Source organism: Bacillus sp. CGMCC 1.60114 (genome assembly GCF_042676365.1).
GTDB classification, from domain to species: Bacteria; Bacillota; Bacilli; order Bacillales; family Bacillaceae_G; genus Bacillus_A; species Bacillus_A rhizoplanae_A.
Genome location: NZ_JBHTHG010000007.1, coordinates 318,626 through 335,702 on the forward strand (window position 1 = coordinate 318,626; position 17,077 = coordinate 335,702).

At 37.3% G+C, this 17,077-nt stretch carries 19 protein-coding genes; 4 read left to right on the forward strand and 15 right to left on the reverse strand.

The window, feature by feature from the left end; translation table 11 throughout:
* Positions 1 to 272 precede the first annotated feature (272 nt).
* A complete protein-coding gene (locus tag ACFQZ1_RS04765; RefSeq protein ID WP_377881048.1) occupies positions 273 to 1,055 on the forward strand; it encodes a M15 family metallopeptidase in 783 nt (260 codons plus the stop codon).
* A 24-nt stretch (positions 1,056 to 1,079) separates the two neighbouring features.
* Here ACFQZ1_RS04765 and ACFQZ1_RS04770 read toward each other — a convergent pair whose 3' ends face one another.
* The 4 genes from ACFQZ1_RS04770 to ACFQZ1_RS04785 form a co-directional block, all read right to left on the reverse strand.
* The gene (locus ACFQZ1_RS04770) at positions 1,080 to 1,526 is read right to left on the reverse strand and encodes an acyl-CoA thioesterase (RefSeq protein WP_377880950.1); all 447 of its coding nucleotides are present in this window, start codon (positions 1,524 to 1,526) and stop codon (positions 1,080 to 1,082) included.
* A gap of 206 nt (positions 1,527 to 1,732) precedes the next feature.
* Positions 1,733 to 2,494: a succinate dehydrogenase iron-sulfur subunit gene (sdhB, locus tag ACFQZ1_RS04775; RefSeq protein ID WP_377880951.1), complete on the reverse strand. Its 762-nt coding sequence runs from the start codon at positions 2,492 to 2,494 to the stop codon at positions 1,733 to 1,735.
* Entirely contained in the window at positions 2,487 to 4,280 is a 1,794-nt protein-coding gene (gene sdhA, locus ACFQZ1_RS04780) for a succinate dehydrogenase flavoprotein subunit (protein WP_377880952.1), read from the reverse strand. Before sdhA ends, sdhB begins: the two co-directional genes overlap by 8 nt.
* A gap of 13 nt (positions 4,281 to 4,293) precedes the next feature.
* Positions 4,294 to 4,920: a succinate dehydrogenase cytochrome b558 subunit gene (locus tag ACFQZ1_RS04785; protein WP_377880953.1), complete on the reverse strand. Its 627-nt coding sequence runs from the start codon at positions 4,918 to 4,920 to the stop codon at positions 4,294 to 4,296.
* A 347-nt stretch (positions 4,921 to 5,267) separates the two neighbouring features.
* Here ACFQZ1_RS04785 and ACFQZ1_RS04790 point away from each other — a divergent pair, with 347 nt between their 5' ends.
* A complete protein-coding gene (locus tag ACFQZ1_RS04790; protein ID WP_377881049.1) occupies positions 5,268 to 5,672 on the forward strand; it encodes a YslB family protein in 405 nt (134 codons plus the stop codon).
* Between the two features lie 127 nt (positions 5,673 to 5,799).
* Here ACFQZ1_RS04790 and uvrC read toward each other — a convergent pair whose 3' ends face one another.
* From uvrC to ACFQZ1_RS04830, 8 genes are all read right to left on the reverse strand, one after another.
* Positions 5,800 to 7,581 (reverse strand): excinuclease ABC subunit UvrC, encoded by a 1,782-nt coding sequence (gene uvrC, locus ACFQZ1_RS04795; RefSeq protein WP_377880954.1) that lies wholly within the window; start codon positions 7,579 to 7,581, stop codon positions 5,800 to 5,802.
* Between the two features lie 247 nt (positions 7,582 to 7,828).
* Complete coding sequence (gene trxA / locus ACFQZ1_RS04800) at positions 7,829 to 8,143, reverse strand: thioredoxin (protein ID WP_098305183.1); 315 nt, start codon at positions 8,141 to 8,143, stop codon at positions 7,829 to 7,831.
* Positions 8,144 to 8,365: 222 nt separating this feature from the next.
* A complete protein-coding gene (locus ACFQZ1_RS04805) occupies positions 8,366 to 9,343 on the reverse strand; it encodes an electron transfer flavoprotein subunit alpha/FixB family protein (protein ID WP_377880955.1) in 978 nt (325 codons plus the stop codon).
* A gap of 31 nt (positions 9,344 to 9,374) precedes the next feature.
* On the reverse strand, positions 9,375 to 10,148 hold the full coding sequence (gene etfB / locus ACFQZ1_RS04810; protein ID WP_377880957.1) for an electron transfer flavoprotein subunit beta: 774 nt from the start codon (positions 10,146 to 10,148) through the stop codon (positions 9,375 to 9,377).
* A 77-nt stretch (positions 10,149 to 10,225) separates the two neighbouring features.
* Positions 10,226 to 10,999: an enoyl-CoA hydratase gene (locus tag ACFQZ1_RS04815; protein ID WP_377880958.1), complete on the reverse strand. Its 774-nt coding sequence runs from the start codon at positions 10,997 to 10,999 to the stop codon at positions 10,226 to 10,228.
* Positions 11,000 to 11,015: 16 nt separating this feature from the next.
* Entirely contained in the window at positions 11,016 to 11,603 is a 588-nt protein-coding gene (locus ACFQZ1_RS04820; protein WP_445291724.1) for a fatty acid metabolism transcriptional regulator FadR, read from the reverse strand.
* A gap of 108 nt (positions 11,604 to 11,711) precedes the next feature.
* Positions 11,712 to 13,397, reverse strand: a complete 1,686-nt coding sequence (locus tag ACFQZ1_RS04825) for a long-chain-fatty-acid--CoA ligase (RefSeq protein WP_377880960.1) — start codon at positions 13,395 to 13,397, stop codon at positions 11,712 to 11,714.
* Between the two features lie 177 nt (positions 13,398 to 13,574).
* Positions 13,575 to 13,808 (reverse strand): AzlD domain-containing protein, encoded by a 234-nt coding sequence (locus ACFQZ1_RS04830; RefSeq protein ID WP_377880961.1) that lies wholly within the window; start codon positions 13,806 to 13,808, stop codon positions 13,575 to 13,577.
* A gap of 106 nt (positions 13,809 to 13,914) precedes the next feature.
* Between ACFQZ1_RS04830 and ACFQZ1_RS04835 the strand changes: the two genes are divergently transcribed.
* On the forward strand, positions 13,915 to 14,418 hold the full coding sequence (locus ACFQZ1_RS04835) for a DinB family protein (RefSeq protein ID WP_377880962.1): 504 nt from the start codon (positions 13,915 to 13,917) through the stop codon (positions 14,416 to 14,418).
* Between the two features lie 62 nt (positions 14,419 to 14,480).
* Here the strand turns inward: ACFQZ1_RS04835 and ACFQZ1_RS04840 are convergent, their stop codons facing one another.
* Positions 14,481 to 15,044 (reverse strand): hypothetical protein, encoded by a 564-nt coding sequence (locus ACFQZ1_RS04840; protein WP_377880963.1) that lies wholly within the window; start codon positions 15,042 to 15,044, stop codon positions 14,481 to 14,483.
* Between the two features lie 229 nt (positions 15,045 to 15,273).
* On the opposite strand from ACFQZ1_RS04840, the gene ACFQZ1_RS04845 reads away from it, so the two are divergent.
* Positions 15,274 to 15,732 (forward strand): NUDIX hydrolase, encoded by a 459-nt coding sequence (locus ACFQZ1_RS04845; RefSeq protein ID WP_377880964.1) that lies wholly within the window; start codon positions 15,274 to 15,276, stop codon positions 15,730 to 15,732.
* Between the two features lie 213 nt (positions 15,733 to 15,945).
* Here ACFQZ1_RS04845 and ACFQZ1_RS04850 read toward each other — a convergent pair whose 3' ends face one another.
* Together ACFQZ1_RS04850 and ACFQZ1_RS04855 are read right to left on the reverse strand one after the other, a co-directional pair.
* Positions 15,946 to 16,104 carry a hypothetical protein gene (locus tag ACFQZ1_RS04850; protein ID WP_377880966.1) on the reverse strand — a complete coding sequence of 53 codons (159 nt, stop codon included), beginning with the start codon at positions 16,102 to 16,104 and terminating at the stop codon, positions 15,946 to 15,948.
* 248 nt (positions 16,105 to 16,352) lie between these two features.
* Complete coding sequence (locus ACFQZ1_RS04855) at positions 16,353 to 17,045, reverse strand: ABC transporter permease (RefSeq protein WP_377880967.1); 693 nt, start codon at positions 17,043 to 17,045, stop codon at positions 16,353 to 16,355.
* Positions 17,046 to 17,077 lie beyond the last annotated feature (32 nt).

A 17,077-nucleotide genomic window follows, 5' to 3' on the forward strand; every position in this document is an offset into this window, starting at 1 on the left:
GATACAACAAGAAGCTACATATCATAAGATAATCGTTACATCGTTCTATAAATATATATTACATAAAAAATAGAATTCATGAAAGATTTCAATGTACCATTTTTAAAAAAATCATGAAGAAATCGACTTTTTTTTACAAATTTTTTTCAATTTCGTTACATCAGGGCTCCTTTATTTCTTTTTACATACGATAGACTTATAATGTAAAAGATAATAGAGTACAAGTATTTTAGAAAGGAATAAATCGGTTAAAAATTATGAAAAAAAGAATTATAAAAAGAACAATTTTAATTTCAATTACGATTCTTATTGTTGTTTCTTTAATAAATTTTGGTTCTAAGGCTTTTACAGGAAATCTACATAATCAAGCATCAGCAGTTGAAACAAATCAGCATGCTAAACATCCAAAAGAGGAGATTCCCCCATTCCCAAAAGCAAGCGTAACATCTAAAAAAATTGATGAACAATTTTCACTTGTAAATAACACTGATTCATTACTCGTTTTAGTAAACAAGCATCGCAAGCTCCCAGATTCCTACACACCACGCGATTTAACAAAACCAAATGTTCCATTTTTAAGTCTGCAAGATAAAGAAAAAACATTACTTCGTAAACCGGCAGCGGATGCCCTAGAAAACATGTTTGAAGCAGCAAAACAACAAGGGATTGAACTTACTGCAGTATCTGGATTTCGCTCTTACAAGCGACAAGAGTCATTGCATAATACATATGTAAAACGTCAAGGAAAAGAAGCTGCTGATGCGTTAAGTGCTATTCCTGGGACAAGCGAACATCAAACTGGACTTGCCATGGATATTAGCTCTAAATCAGCAAAATTTCAATTGGAGCCGATATTTGGAGAAACACCTGAAGGAAAGTGGGTAGCAGAGCATGCTCACGAATTCGGATTTATTATTCGCTATCCAGAAGATAAGACAGACATTACAGGATATGATTATGAACCGTGGCATCTTCGTTTTGTCGGCAATCCGCAGGCTACATATTTATATAAGCATCACCTGACATTAGAAGAAGCAATGGAAGACAAAAAATAAGAGAGCGATACGCTCTCTTATTTTTTAATCTAATAACCGTTGTTTCCATTCTGCTGGCCAAGGTACTCCTTTTCCTGTTTTCTTAGAAGCCTGTACCATCGCTCCTCGTCCTACTAAGCACATCTCTCCTGCTTCGTTCTTCACCATATAATTTAAGTCTAAAGATGAATTTCCGATATTTCCTGCTTTTACATATACTTTTAAATTCTCATCAAAGAACACTTGCTTTAAAAAATTACATTGTAAATCCGCCACTACAATCATTGTTTCTGATTCTGCATGTACCCACTCTTGCATAAAACCAAGCTCTTTAAAAAATTCAATACGTGCTTCTTCAAAATAAGTAAACGCAACACCGTTATTCATATGCCCAAACATATCCGTTTCAGAAAAACGAACTTTTATAGGAATATAGAATGAAAATGCACTTTCCCATTGCTTAAAATCTTCAATATAATGAATCTTCTTCACACTATTCAGCTCCTTTGGAATTCCTCTCTCTATATATTATTTGACTTTTCTGAATTAAAAACCTACAAAAATATAATCTATTAAGAATAAGTATACTCAAATGTAAATATATAATTAACTTCCATCAGTGAGGGTCTTACTACCCAAAAATAGCGAGATAAAAATGATATAAAAATTGCCTCTTCAAACCGAAGAGGCAATTTAGATTAATAGTTATTGTCACTACCAAAGAAATCTTTAAATGATTGAATTGTTGTATCACGGTTTAAAGCAGCAATCGATGTCGTTAATGGAATTCCTTTTGGACAAGATTGTACACAGTTTTGTGAGTTACCGCAGTTTGCAAGTCCCCCATCACCCATGATTGCACGTAATCGATCAGCTTTATGCATTTCACCTGTTGGATGTGCATTGAATAAACGAGCTTGTGATAGCGGTGCTGGACCGATGAAGTCAGATTTATCATTTACGTTCGGACATGATTCTAAACATACACCACAAGTCATACATTTTGATAACTCATATGCCCACTGACGCTTTTTCTCCGGCATTCTTGGCCCCGGACCTAAATCATACGTACCATCAATCGGAATCCATGCTTTAACACGTTTTAATGCATTAAACATACGGCTGCGATCAACTTGCAGGTCGCGAATAACCGGGAATGTTTTCATTGGTTTTAAGCGAATCGGTTGTTCAAGTTTATCAATAAGTGCTGTACATGATTGACGAGGTTTTCCGTTAATCACCATCGAACATGCTCCGCACACTTCTTCTAAACAGTTCATGTCCCACGCAATAGGTGTTGTAGAGTTTCCTTTAGCATCAACAGGATTACGACGAATTTCCATTAGTGCCGAAATGATATTCATATTTGGGCGATATGGAATTTCAAATTCTTGATCATACTCCTGTGAGTTCGGACCATCTTGTCTTGTAATAATAAGGCGGATTGTTTTCTCAGACATGTTGCTTATCCCCCTTCTCTTCTTCCTTAGCAGCTACTTCATGTTTTGAAGAATAATCACGCTTACGTGGTTTGATTAATGAAGTATCAACGTCTTCGTAATGGAATGCTGGTGCATTTCCTTCTCCTTCAAACTTCGCCATTGTTGTTTTTAAGAAGTTCTCATCATCACGATCTGGGAATTCTGGTTTATAATGTGCACCGCGACTTTCATTACGGTTATATGCACCAATTGTAATAACACGAGCTAATTCAAGCATATTTGCCAGTTGACGTGTAAACGAAGCACCTTGGTTACTCCATTTCGTTGTATCGTTAATGTTAATGCGTTTATAACGCTCCATTAGTTCTTGGATTTTTGCATCTGTTTCTAATAATTTTTTATTTTCACGAACTACTGTTACGTTATCTGTCATCCATTCCCCAAGCTCTTTATGAAGAACATATGCATTTTCATTACCATCTAACGTTAAAATATTGTTGAATTTTTCTGTTTCGATTAATTCATTTTGCTCATATACAGAAGATGATACTGCATCAGATGATTTTCCAAGACCCTTCATATATTCAATTGCATTCGGGCCGGCTACCATACCACCATAAATTGCAGATAATAATGAGTTAGCACCTAGTCGGTTACCACCGTGCATAGAGTAATCACACTCACCTGCTGCAAATAACCCTGGAATATTTGTCATTTGTTTATAGTCAACCCATAGTCCGCCCATTGAGTAGTGAACAGCTGGGAAGATTTTCATTGGTACTTTACGTGGATCATCACCCATGAATTTTTCATAGATTTCAATAATACCACCTAATTTGATATCAAGCTCTTTCGGATCTTTATGAGAAAGATCAAGATATACCATGTTTTCACCGTTAATACCAAGCTTTTGCTCAACGCATACATCGAAGATTTCACGCGTTGCAATATCACGAGGCACAAGGTTTCCGTATGCAGGATATTTCTCTTCAAGGAAATACCATGGTTTACCATCTTTATATGTCCAAACGCGGCCACCTTCACCACGTGCAGATTCACTCATTAGGCGTAATTTATCATCGCCTGGAATTGCTGTTGGATGAATTTGAATAAACTCACCATTTGCATAATATGCACCTTGCTGATACACAGCTGATGCTGCTGTACCAGTATTAATAATAGAGTTCGTTGATTTTCCGAAGATGATACCAGGACCACCTGTTGCCATAATTACAGCATCAGCTGGAAAACTTTTAATCTCCATAGATTTTAAGTCTTGTGCTACGATTCCGCGGCATACGCCTTCGTCATCCACAACAGCGCGTAGGAAATCCCAGCCCTCATATTTTGTAACAAGACCCGCTACTTCGTGACGGCGTACTTGCTCATCTAATGCGTATAATAATTGCTGTCCTGTTGTTGCACCAGCAAATGCTGTACGGTGATGCTGCGTTCCACCAAAGCGGCGGAAATCTAGTAATCCTTCTTCCGTACGGTTAAACATAACACCCATACGATCCATTAAATGAATAATGCCAGGTGCTGCATCGCACATCGCTTTTACAGGAGGTTGGTTCGCTAAGAAGTCCCCTCCATAAATTGTATCGTCAAAGTGGATCCATGGAGAATCCCCTTCACCTTTTGTATTTACAGCACCGTTAATGCCGCCTTGGGCGCATACAGAGTGAGAACGTTTCACTGGTACTAAAGAGAATAGTTCTACATTCACGCCTGCTTCCGCTGCTTTAATCGTTGCCATTAAGCCGGCTAATCCACCGCCAACTACGATAAGTTTCCCTTTCATGCTTTCCCACTCCTTACAAGTTTGCTAGATTCGGATTAATAAACGCAAGTAATGCGCTTACCCCTACGTAAGATAGCGCTAAGAAAATTGCTAATGTTACATACGTAGAAATACGCTGCGAACGTGGTGACACTGTGATACCCCAGCTAATACAGAATGTCCATAATCCATTTGCAAAGTGGAAAATAGCTGATACAACCCCTACTAAATAGAAACCAAACATAAATGGATTGCTTAAAAGATTTGCCATCATATCATAGTTTACCGTTTGTCCCAATGCAGCTTGAATGCGCGTTTCCCAAACGTGCCAAGCTAAGAAAATCAGCGTAAATACTCCTGTGAATCGTTGCAGAACGAACATCCAGTTACGGAAATAGCTGTAAGATGTCGCATTGTTCTTTGCTGTAAATGCGATATATAAACCGTATACAGCATGGTACAACAATGGTAAGAAAATCACAAAGATTTCTAATGCGTACCGAAATGGAAGCATTTCCATAAAATGAGCAGCTTTATTGAAAGCCTCTGCTCCTTCTGTTGCAAAGTGGTTTACTACTAAATGTTGTGTCATAAAGACACCGATTGGAATGACACCCATTAACGAGTGCCACTTGCGAAACGTATACTCGCGGCCTTTCATGTCCCCTTTACCCCCCTTGAATGTTTGACTACTGTTTGTCACGTTACTTTATAACAATAGCATTTTTCCACTATTGCTATAAGAAAAACTGAAAAAATTATTCGCAATATTTCAGCACAATTTGATACCAAGTTCATTTTACTCCTATTTTTGTCGAAGCGTCAAGAAAACGTATACATAATCTGTATATAATTTTTATATTCTTTTTTCATTCTCTAATTCAGATTTTTTGCCAAGAAATAGCTGGGTTTATATATATGAAATGGTATATAATATTGGCAGTATAGAAAGTGGGGAATATTGTGAGTACAAAAAAAATTGACAGCGAATCTTTACAAAATATTTCAATGAATGCTTTTGGCTACGAATTGCTACGCGAAGAATTACTCCCAGACTTAATAGGAAAAGAATTAGATGCGATTCTATATTGGGCTGGCAGAAACCTGGCACGAAAATATCCGTTAGAAACAATTGATGAAGTTATCCAGTTTTTCGAAAAATCCGGATGGGGCGATTTAACCATCATTGAACATAAACGCCGCGAAATGCAATTCCAACTAACAGGTGCTCTTATTAAAGAGCGTCAACAACAAAATAGACACTCTTCTTATCAATTAGAAGCTGGTTTTATTGCAGAACAAATTCAAAAACAACGTGGTGTCATTGCTGAATCTTATGAGGAACAAAAAAAGCGTTCTGACTCTATTATGTTTCTTGTACAATGGGATATCAAAGATCCTGTCGAAGTATAATGTGCATTCTACAAGTCAACGAGACATAACAATGTCCAGTTGACTTTTTTATCTATATATATGCCAACATTCTATATTATTTTTTATACTCCCGAGCTATAACTAAAAAAATAGAAGACACTGTAAACTACAATGTCTTCCCTGTTAAATACGAATGAATGGTCTCTGCTATTTTTTGCGGCATTCCTGCTTCTATAATGTCTGTAACAGACGCTTCTTTCATTTTCTTAAGAGACCCAAAATGTTTTAAAAGTGCTTTCTTCCGCTTTTCTCCTACTCCCGGTATATCATCCAGTGCCGATTGAATCACGGATTTCCCATGAATTTGACGATGGAATGTAATAGCAAAACGGTGCACTTCATCTTGAATACGCTGCAATAAGTAAAATTCTTGACTATTTCTCTCCAACATGACAGGTTCAGGCGGTTCACCGATTATTAAATGTGACGTGCGATGTTTATCATCTTTCACGAGTCCTGCTGTTGGAATAGAGAGACCAAGTTCATTTTCTAACACATCACACACTGCAGCTAAATGACCTTTTCCACCGTCAGTTACAATTAAATCGGGAAGAGGCAAATTTTCTTTTAAAACACGTGTATAACGGCGGCGCACAACTTCGCGCATCGATTCATAATCATCTGGCCCTTGCACCGTTTTAATTTTATATTTTCGATACTCTTTTTTGGCAGGTTTTCCATCAATAAAGGCAATCATAGCAGAAACTGGATTTGTCCCTTGAATGTTAGAGTTATCAAATGCTTCAATTCTGTGCGGCGTTTCAATCCCTAGATGTTCTCCTAAGTTTTCCACTGCCTTAATTGAGCGTTCTTCGTCGCGTTCAATTAAATAGAATTTTTCATGCAGTGCAATTTTAGCATTCTTACTCGCTAAGTCGACGAGTTCTTTTTTCTTACCGCGTTTTGGCTGCGTCGCTTCTACTTCTAAAAACCTTTCAATCAGTTCATTATCAATGCTGCTCGGTACAACAATTTCTTTCGGCTTAAAGTGATTATTTTGTTCATAAAATTGTCCAATAAATGTTAGAAACCCTTCTTCCGGATCATCATAGATAGGAAACATCGAAACATCTCGCTCAATCAACTTTCCTTTTCGAACGAAAAATACTTGTACACACATCCAACCTTTATCTACTGCATAACCGAAAATATCACGATCAACTAAATCACTCATAATCATCTTCTGCTTTTCCATAATTGCATCCATATGAGCAATTTGATCACGCAGTTCCTTTGCACGTTCAAACTCTAGCTTTTCGGCCGCTTCGTACATTTTTATTTCCAAGTCCGCTCGAACTTCTTTATGACCACCATTTAGAAACTTTGTAATTTCATCCACAATTTCTTTATTTTGTTCATCCGTTACTTCTTTCACACAAGGCGCTAAACATTGTCCCATATGATAATATAAACAAACCTTATCTGGCATATTTGTACATTTTCGAAGCGGATACATGCGATCTAACAGTTTTTTTGTTTCATGAGCTGACTGTGAATTTGGATACGGGCCAAAATATTTCCCTTTATCCTTTTTCACATTTCTCGTAATAAGCAAACGCGGCTGTTTTTCAGCGGTAATTTTAATAAATGGGTATGTTTTATCGTCTTTTAATTGGATATTATATTTTGGATCATACTTTTTAATTAAATTTAATTCTAAAATGAGAGCCTCCAAATTCGAGGAGGTCACAATATATTCAAAGTCAACAATTTCTCCGACAAGACGGAGTGTCTTCCCATCATGTGAACCAGTAAAATACGAGCGCACACGATTTTTTAACACCTTTGCCTTCCCGACATATATAACTGTTCCTTGCTTATCTTTCATTAAATAACAGCCCGGTTGATCCGGTAAAATCGCTAGTTTTTCTTTTAAATACTCGTGCACTCGTATTCCTCCGTTCCTTACATGTCTATCATTCTTAGTTAACCTAGAAAAATACAATAAACCATTTCCCCAACATACGTTCTTTTATTGTAACGGAAAGTAGAAAAAATGAAAACATTATACATAGCAACCACTAAAGAAGATATAAAATCCCTACAAACAACAACTGGATTCTAGACTATGATTGTGAAACAATTAACCATATTTTTTGCACATAAAAAAGCTGCCTCACAGCAGCTTTTTTATATTAGAAGTGTTTAGAAACTAGTTCAACTAACGCTTCTTTTGGTTTGTAACCTAATGCTTGATCAACCACTTGGCCATCTTTTACTACGAAAAGAGATGGAATGCTCATTACTTCAAATTTACGAGCTGTTTCTTGGTTTTCATCAACATCTACTTTTACTACCTTTACTTTATCGCCTAATTCTGCATCGATTTCTTCTAATACAGGAGCGATCATTTTACAAGGGCCACACCAAGGTGCCCAGAAATCTACTAATACAACACCTTCGCTTGTTTCAGCTGCGAAAGTTTGGTCAGTTGCGTTTACAATTGCCATTTTATTTCCTCCTTTATGAACTTTCTAACCAAAGTATATCATTATCTTATATACGTGGCGAATAATATGTATCGTTAAGTATTGTATCAAATAATCACGCCTTTATACTATAAGAAAGTATTACTTTTCATACGAAAAAGCGAGAAGCAGGGGACCTCTCGCCTTCCTTTATTTATATAGGGGTAATTACTTAATGGGAACCCATTATGCGTAACGTAAGACTCAAGAATGTACTTTTAACTTTTTGAATTCTTCTGTTAGAAGCGGTAACACTTCAAATAAGTCGCCAACGATGCCATAGTCAGCTACTTTAAAAATGTTCGCTTCAGGATCTTTATTAATTGCTACTATGATCTTTGAGTTAGACATACCAGCTAAATGTTGAATCGCACCAGAAATACCACATGCAATATATAAATCCGGTGTTACAACTTTACCTGTTTGTCCAATTTGCAGTGAATAATCACAGTACTCTGCATCACATGCTCCGCGAGAAGCGCCAACTGCCCCGCCAAGCACATCTGCTAATTCTTTTAATGGCTTGAAACCTTCTTCACTCTTTACACCGCGTCCGCCTGCGATAATGACTTTTGCCTCAGAAAGGTCTACACCTTCTGCTGTTTTGCGAACAACTTCTTTAATCACTGTACGCAAATCTTTTACGTCGACTGTCATAGAAGAAACATCGCCTTCACGTGCTTCATCTTTTTCAAGCGGCGCGATGTTATTTGGACGAATTGTCGCAAATAATACACCGTCTGTTACAATCTTTTTCTCAAATGCTTTACCAGAGTAAATTGGGCGTGTGAACACAACGTTTCCACCAGCCACTTCTAACGCTGTCACGTCAGAAACAAGACCTGCATTTAATTTCGCTGCAAGTTTTGGTGATAAATCTTTCCCAAGCGCCGTATGTCCAAAGACAATTCCTTCTGGCTTCTCTTCTTCATACACTACTAGAAATGCTTGTGCATATCCATCAGATGTATATGAGCTTAACTTATCGCTTTCAACTGTCACAACGCGATCTGCACCGTAATGAATCAGTTCTTTCGCAAATGAAGCGACGCTTTCACCTAGTAAAAGACCGACAACTTCACCGCCCTCTGCAATTGTTTTTGCTGCTGCTACTGCCTCAAATGAAACGTTACGTAAAGATCCGTCACGAACTTCTCCCATTACTAATACTTTACGAGCCATATGTTTTCCCTCCTGGATATCCTAGTATTTTTTAAACTACTTTCGCTTCTGTATGCAACAACGATACAAGTTCTTTTACTTGATCTTGCAGTTCGCCTTGTAACACTTTTCCAGCATCTTTCTTAGGAGGTAAATAGATTTCAATTGTTTTTGTTTTCGCTTCTACATCATCTTCCTCTAAATCTAAATCATCTAATTCTAATGTTTCTAGCGGCTTTTTCTTCGCTTTCATAATACCTGGAAGCGATGGATAACGCGGTTCATTTAAACCTTGCTGCGCTGTTACTAAAAGTGGCAATGTTGTTTCAATTACTTCTGTATCCCCTTCTACATCACGCTCAATTTTCACGTTCGTACCGTCAATTTCAAGCTTTGTAATTGTTGTTACGTACGGGATATTCAGCGCTTCAGCGACACGTGGTCCAACTTGTCCAGATGCACCGTCAATCGCTACGTTACCAGCTAAAATTAAATCTACATCCTTCTCTTTTAAGTATTCAGTAAGTACTTTTGCTGTTGTATATTGATCGCCATTTTCAACATCATCTTCAATATTAATCAATACCGCTTTATCACAGCCCATCGCTAGTGCCGTGCGAAGTTCTTTTTCACTATCTTCACCGCCAACTGTAACGACTGTAATTTCACCGCCTTGCGCATCTCTTACTTGAATTGCTTCTTCAATCGCATATTCATCGTAAGGGTTGATGATGAATTCCGCTTCGCCATCGTAAATTGCACCGTTCTTAATTGCGATTTTTTCTTCAGTATCAAATGTTCGTTTCATGAGTACGTAGATGTTCATTCTATTTACCCCCTTGTTTTTTATAAAAATTTAGTTAATTATAATATTCAATTAATTTATATTAAAAAAATATAAAACTACCTGCCGCTAAAAGAAGGTTTACGTTTTTCTAAGAAAGCAGCAACGCCTTCTCTTCCATCCCCACTTGTAAACACTTCACCAAATAACTGTGCCTCGCGTTGCACTCCTTCATAATAAGAAGAAGATTTTGTTGTTTGCAATAGCTCAAGCACCGAACGGACAGATGCTGCGCTTTTTCCTGCAATCTTTTTCGCTAGCTTTAGCGTCTCTTCCAGTAATGCTTCTTCAGGGAATGCTCGGTTTGCAAGTCCATATTCAGCTGCTTCCACACCTGAAATTGGATCGCTTGTTAACATCATTTCACAAGCTTTTGCTTTCCCGACATAACGTGGTAAACGCTGCGTCCCCGCAAAACCAGGAATCAATCCTAGCGTTAACTCCGGTAAACCGATTTTTGCAGTTTCACTTACAAAGCGCATATGGCAAGACATTGCAAATTCTAATCCACCGCCAAGTGCTGCACCATGAATAGCCGCAATAATTGGCTTTGAAAACTTTTCAACACGTTCAAAAATCACTTGCCCATGTTGTGATAATTTCGTCGCCTCTCTTGCTTCTTCAACAGAAGTGAATTCTTTAATATCCGCTCCCGCTGAAAAAAAGCGACCTTCTCCATGAACAAGTACAACGCGCACATTTTCGTCCGTTTCCACTGCATCAAGAAGTTCACCAACTTCACTAATGACTTGTGAAGACATCGCATTTGCCGGCGGATGATTAATCTTTACAATTGCTACGTAATCTTCCACCGTTACAGATAGGAAATTCAAATGTACTCCCTCCCCATTAATTGCGGTAACCACAAGCTGCTGCTAATAGCTCATGCACCGTTTTTGAAATTGCGACCAAATCGTATTTATGATCGCTCATTACCCAGTTGGTTACAACTTCATCTACTGTTCCAAAGATCATTTGTCTTGCCACGCGGACATTTAAATCTGCGCGAAATTCTCCTTGTTGTATGCCAGTTTCTAAAATTTCATCAATGACTTGCAAGTACCCTTTCAGCACTTCATTAATTTTGAGGCGTAATTCTTGGTTGGATTGGCGAAGTTCTAGTTGCGTAACGATAGCAAGAGGATCATTTTTCGACAACAAAGAGAAGTGCGTTTCTACCAACATAAATAACTTCTCTACAGCGCTTTCAATTCCTGCTGTTTTTTGCCGAATTGTTTCAATAAATTCTCCCATCTTCTCCTGAAATAGAGATATCAATATATCTTCTTTATTTTTAAAATATAAATAAATAGTTCCATCGGCAACACCAGCTTGTTTTGCTATTTTAGAAACTTGCGCTTGGTGATATCCATTTTCCGCGATGACAATCACCGCTGCATCAATAATTTGGTTATATTTTGGTCGATTCTTTTTCACAGTACTATCCCCTTCAAGAAGATGACTGAATGATGATTCATTCACATTTTAATAATACTGACTATTTAAAAAATTGTCAATACTACTCCTTCAAAAAAGAAAGGGCATTTAGCCCGTCTGCTCATCTTCTTGTTTTCGCAACTCTTCCTCAACAAGCACACGACGTAAAATTTTTCCGACAGTTGTTTTCGGTAACTCTTTCCGAAACTCATATATTTTAGGAACTTTGTATGCCGCTAAATATTTACGAGCAAACTCATTTAATTCTTCTTCTGAACATGTTAGACCATCTTTAATAACAACGAAAGCCTTTACTGTTTCACCGCGGTACGGATCAGGCACACCAAGAACGACAACTTCTTGCACCCTTTCGTGCTCATACAATACTTCTTCTACTTCGCGCGGATATACGTTAAATCCACTAGCAACAATCATGTCTTTCTTACGGTCTTTCACATAAAAAAAGCCATTTTCGTCCATATATCCAACATCACCCGTATGAAGCCAGCCATCTTGCAAAACTGCTGCTGTTTCCTCTGGTTTATTCCAATAGCCCTTCATCACTTGCGGGCCCTTCACAACGATTTCTCCAATCTCTCCTATCGGCAACGCTTCACCTGTCTCTAGCGAAATAATGCTCGCATCCGTATCTGGCCACGGTACACCAATACTTCCCGGCACCCGTCTTGCCCATAAAAAGTTACCATGTGTAACCGGGGATGATTCCGTTAAGCCATATCCTTCTACAAGCTTTCCCCCCGTTACACTTTCAAATTGTTCTTGCACCTCAACTGGAAGCGGGGCGGAACCACTAATACATGCGCTAATGGAAGAAATATCATATTTATGAAGCTCAGGATAGTTTAATAATGCAATATACATGGTCGGGGCTCCAGGAAATAACGTAACACGATGTTTTTTAATCGCCTCTAGCATCATTTTAATATCAAATTTCGGAACGAGCACCATCTTATACGCTTGCATAATTGATAAATTCATTACTGCCGTCATACCATATACATGAAAAAATGGAAGTACACCAAGAATGACTTCTTCTCCTTTTCTGCAATTATACAACCAATGCATACCCATAATTGTATTTGATACAAGATTTTTGTGCGTGAGCATTACACCCTTTGGAAATCCTGTCGTCCCGCCTGTATATTGCAGAAGTGCTATATCTTCTTCAGGATCACACGAAACATCTATCGCTTCATCCCCTGCACGTTCAATGGACCTCCAAACGTGGATATTCTCACTTTCTCTTACATTCACCACAAGGTTCGTTTGTTTCTTTTGCACAAATGGATATAATAAATTTTTCGGAAATGGTAAAAAATCTGCGATGCGTGTTACGATGACATGCTCAATATCGGTTGAGGACTGCACATTACTGACTTTCGGAAACACTAAATCGAAGCAAAGAATGACTTTCGCTCCTGAATCATGAAGCTGATATTCAAGCTCTCGTTCTGTATAAAGCGGATTCGTTTGCACGACAATACCGCCAGCTAATAGTGTTCCATAATAACCGATAACACCTTGCGGGCAGTTTGGCAGCATAATAGCAACTCGGTCCCCTTTTTCTATTCCTAGTTTGCGAAGATAGTTGGCAAATTGCCTCACTTTACAATCTAGTTCTGAGAATGTAATATCTTTTCCAAGAAAATGAAGCGCTTTCTTATCTGGATATTGTGAAGCTGTTTGCTGTAAATACACATGAAGAGGCTGCATATCGTAGGAAATTGTATGTGGAATTTCCTTTGGATAACTTTTTAGCCAGGGCCTTTCCATTTTAAAACTCCCCCTTCTCTAAGTTAGAAAATTACCATCAGCGTATTATTCTCCTGTACTAACGGCTTGCTTTCCTCTAAAACAAGTGAAACTGAATGTGTATTCATGTTGATTATTTTCATTATAGTATAGGGATTACCACGTTACAATCATAATATTCAGACTACTTTATAGCTATTACCATCCTACAAGCATTCTCCAACAAACAAGTGTAATCACTCCAGTTAATAAAGAAAACACAACTTGCCTTTTCCATACTCCTATACCAAACGCCACAATACCCGCAACGATATACTCAGAACTCCAGCTTCCTCCTTTCATATGAAACAGAACAAGCGGAATTGTTAATGAAGCAAAATGTTCTGAGTTATTCTTTTGTTCTGTTATAATGTTGCGAGAAAGGATTGACATAGTAATCTAATAACAATACAACCCCTTTATTTTTCTTCATACTAGAAGGAAACCTTAAAACTTTCACGAATTTACCATTTGAATCCAATCATAGGAGGTTTTTTCTATGTTCCAAACAATTGAAGGCTTTTTAACATCTTGGAAATACGAAGCAGAGTCAACACAAAAGGTATTAGACGCTCTTACTGATGAATCATTAAAACAAGAAATTACGCCGGAAAACTGGACGTTAGGACGCATTGCGTGGCATATTGTCACTGCTATTCCTGTCATTACATCCCGTACAGGATTAAAGTTTGAAGGAGAAATGAAGGATTACCCTGTACCAACGTCAGCTAAGCATATCGCAGACAGCTATCGTCAAATGAATGAGGCATTTACTCAGGCAATAAAAACACAATGGACAGATAAAGATTTAGCAACGATAAATGATTTCTTTGGAAAACCAATGCCAAATTCAATATTTATAATGACTGTTATCAACCATCAAAACCATCATCGCGGACAAATGACGGTACTCATGCGTCAAGCCGGATTAAAGGTTCCTGGTATTTACGGCCCTGCAAAAGAAGAATGGGCTGCGGCTGGGATGGAAGCTCCGCAGATGTAACATTTGCTTTTTAAACGAAAACAAGGTCCTCTGTTCTGAGGAACCTTGTTTTTAAATATATATCATATCTCCTCTTTCATCGGGAAATGTATCCAGCTAAAATAATTTAACATGTCTCTTTCATGTTGATCATTACTATCATGGTATAGATGTACATGTGGAACAGGGATATTTACTTCCCCCTCTGTAAATCCCCTACTACTTAATAATTTACATACTTGTTCTATATCCCCGTACACATAAATGATATTATGCTGATCATACACTATCATCTCTTTACGTTCTGTTTCTCCAACCCCAGCTATCCAAATGTCATGTCTAGCATCCGTTTCAAAATAATTTTCAAATTGTAGACAGTATGTTTCTATTTCCTTATAATCTACTACCTCCGGACTTTGATATCGCCCTGCTTCATGAGTAGATACTCTAGGAACTTTTAAATCATAAAGAATGCCATATGGCTCTTGAAACATTTTTGCTAAATCTAACATTACATTCACATGATTTTCCTTAGGTGCCACAATGACTCTTTTAAAATCAGGAAATTCTTCGATTTTCCATGTATTATTATACTCGAACTTTCTATCTCCTCTTTTACCAATCTTCCATAATTCAACATTGTCCATATATCCCACCGTCCCCATCATATATGATTTACATTTGTTTCACTTGTTTTCAATAACATATAAATAGTAACATATAACGATATCATAAATGTATATAAATTCCAAATCCATACCTCTTTATTATACAAATATACTTTTATGTAGCAACCCACCTCTTTTTAAAAAGGAGAAAATAAACTTCTATGGAATAATTGAGGGTGTATATACATTAGTATTGGGGCTGAAACGGATGGATTATATAAGCTATTTAAGAAATATGGTTGGGCATGAAAAAGTAATCATGGTGGCCGCAGGTTGTTTTGTACTTAACGAAAAAAACGAAGTACTTCTGCAATTACGATCTGATAATGGACAATGGGGACATCCTGGCGGGTTTTTGGAAATTGGCGAAACGGTTGAAGATACAGTAAGAAGAGAAGTGTTTGAAGAAACCGGTTTGAAATTAGGAAAACTTAAATTCTTTAATGTGTATTCTGGCAAAGAATACGAAAAAACGCTGTCCAACGGCGATCAACTTGCCTTAGTAAAGTTGGCTTATATTTGTAGAGATTTCCACGGAAATTTACATACTCATAACGAAGAAAGCTTACAGCTAAAATTTTTCCCCTTAGACGAATTACCTGAACTATGGAGTGACCAACAAGCAGCGTTTGAAGATTTGTTGGAGTTTATGAGAATAAAGAATTAATTTTTTCTAGTAGAATTAGAGTCATACAATTTCAATTTCAATTTCAATGATAAAGTGAAACTTCCATCAGCGGAGTTTTTCTTCATCCCCCACTGATAGAAAGCCCGCCCAATCAGCAGTTATCCCCCACCTATCTTCTTTACTTTTCTCTAAATCTTGAGGTGGGAGTATTACTGCCCTCGAATAGCGGGATACATTTTTGCAATTCGTCACCTATTCAAAAAACATTCTAATCCCATTTATACTTACGCCTACTATCCCTATTAACATTAAAAGTAAAAAAAACTTCTGCTCTGGATTTCTGTAATATAAGATTACTCCTATTAAAAGTGCTATAAGTCCACCTACTAGATTAAGTACCAGTAAATCCATAATCATTCCTCCCTAATTAACTTTTATTATGCTGAATACTAGTGCCATTCCTATCAAAACAGCACTTCGTATTTCATATCCCTTTCACTCCCGTTCTATATTTATATAATAAGAAATGAATTTTTCTTTTTCCTTACCTATTCCTTACAAATTTCTTAAACTACATAAGCTTGTAGAATTGCTCTTTCTACAAACTAAAGATTCCTACTAAAATTAAAGGCATACAAATCCAATTTCAATGATAAAGACTAAATTGCATCCTCTTTCTCAATGTCCCGAATTGCTAAGTAGGCAATTATAATTCCCACAATTGCAAGGACGAACTGAATCGGAATAACAGTGGCCACTGAGAATCCTGGATTATAAGAACAAGCGAATGAAACGACAAGCAATGATGATACAATTGTGGTAGGAACAGAATACTTACGCATCCCGAAATATAGTGGAATTAAACTTGTACCTGCCGCAGCGATTGCAAATGGAATCATATCGATAGCTTGCTGCATCCATTCAGTAAATGTTATAGAGTATGATATAAATGGGAAATATCCTTGTAAAAGAAAGACAGCACCCGTAATAACTATATTAGATAACCAAATTGTTATAAATGTCAGTATAGCTATAATGGCTAATTTACTGGCAATGATTTTCTTCCGCTTGATCGGATAAGAGAACATGAGCATGATTGTCTTATTTTTATATTCTTCAATAACTAATTGTGCAAGTAATACTGCTGCAAACACAATAAATGTTGCCCGCACCATTGTCCCTATCAACAAAAAAGCCTCCTCAGCATTCGTCATAATTACATCCTTTTCCACTTGCTGGATATAGTTCATGAAAATGAATAAGGCCGTAATAATGATGTTAGCGATCAACGCTCCTTTTACATACCAACCAAATTTAAACTTTTTCATTTCTAGCTTCATGAGGTGTAGCATAATGGTCTCTCCTCTCCTAGTTCGTCTACTTT

Coding starts and splice junctions, on each gene's coding strand:
- ACFQZ1_RS04845 (WP_377880964.1), top strand. CDS start 15,274: ATGGATTATATAAGCTATTTAAGAAATATGGTTGGGCATGAAAAAGTA.
- ACFQZ1_RS04825 (WP_377880960.1), bottom strand. CDS start 13,397: ATGGAAAGGCCCTGGCTAAAAAGTTATCCAAAGGAAATTCCACATACA.
- ACFQZ1_RS04830 (WP_377880961.1), bottom strand. CDS start 13,808: ATGTCAATCCTTTCTCGCAACATTATAACAGAACAAAAGAATAACTCA.
- trxA (WP_098305183.1), bottom strand. CDS start 8,143: ATGGCAATTGTAAACGCAACTGACCAAACTTTCGCAGCTGAAACAAGC.
- ACFQZ1_RS04790 (WP_377881049.1), top strand. CDS start 5,268: ATGAATGCTTTTGGCTACGAATTGCTACGCGAAGAATTACTCCCAGAC.
- ACFQZ1_RS04785 (WP_377880953.1), bottom strand. CDS start 4,920: ATGAAAGGCCGCGAGTATACGTTTCGCAAGTGGCACTCGTTAATGGGT.
- sdhA (WP_377880952.1), bottom strand. CDS start 4,280: ATGAAAGGGAAACTTATCGTAGTTGGCGGTGGATTAGCCGGCTTAATG.
- etfB (WP_377880957.1), bottom strand. CDS start 10,148: ATGAACATCTACGTACTCATGAAACGAACATTTGATACTGAAGAAAAA.
- ACFQZ1_RS04805 (WP_377880955.1), bottom strand. CDS start 9,343: ATGGCTCGTAAAGTATTAGTAATGGGAGAAGTTCGTGACGGATCTTTA.
- ACFQZ1_RS04840 (WP_377880963.1), bottom strand. CDS start 15,044: ATGGACAATGTTGAATTATGGAAGATTGGTAAAAGAGGAGATAGAAAG.
- sdhB (WP_377880951.1), bottom strand. CDS start 2,494: ATGTCTGAGAAAACAATCCGCCTTATTATTACAAGACAAGATGGTCCG.
- ACFQZ1_RS04850 (WP_377880966.1), bottom strand. CDS start 16,104: ATGGATTTACTGGTACTTAATCTAGTAGGTGGACTTATAGCACTTTTA.
- ACFQZ1_RS04855 (WP_377880967.1), bottom strand. CDS start 17,045: ATGCTACACCTCATGAAGCTAGAAATGAAAAAGTTTAAATTTGGTTGG.
- ACFQZ1_RS04835 (WP_377880962.1), top strand. CDS start 13,915: ATGTTCCAAACAATTGAAGGCTTTTTAACATCTTGGAAATACGAAGCA.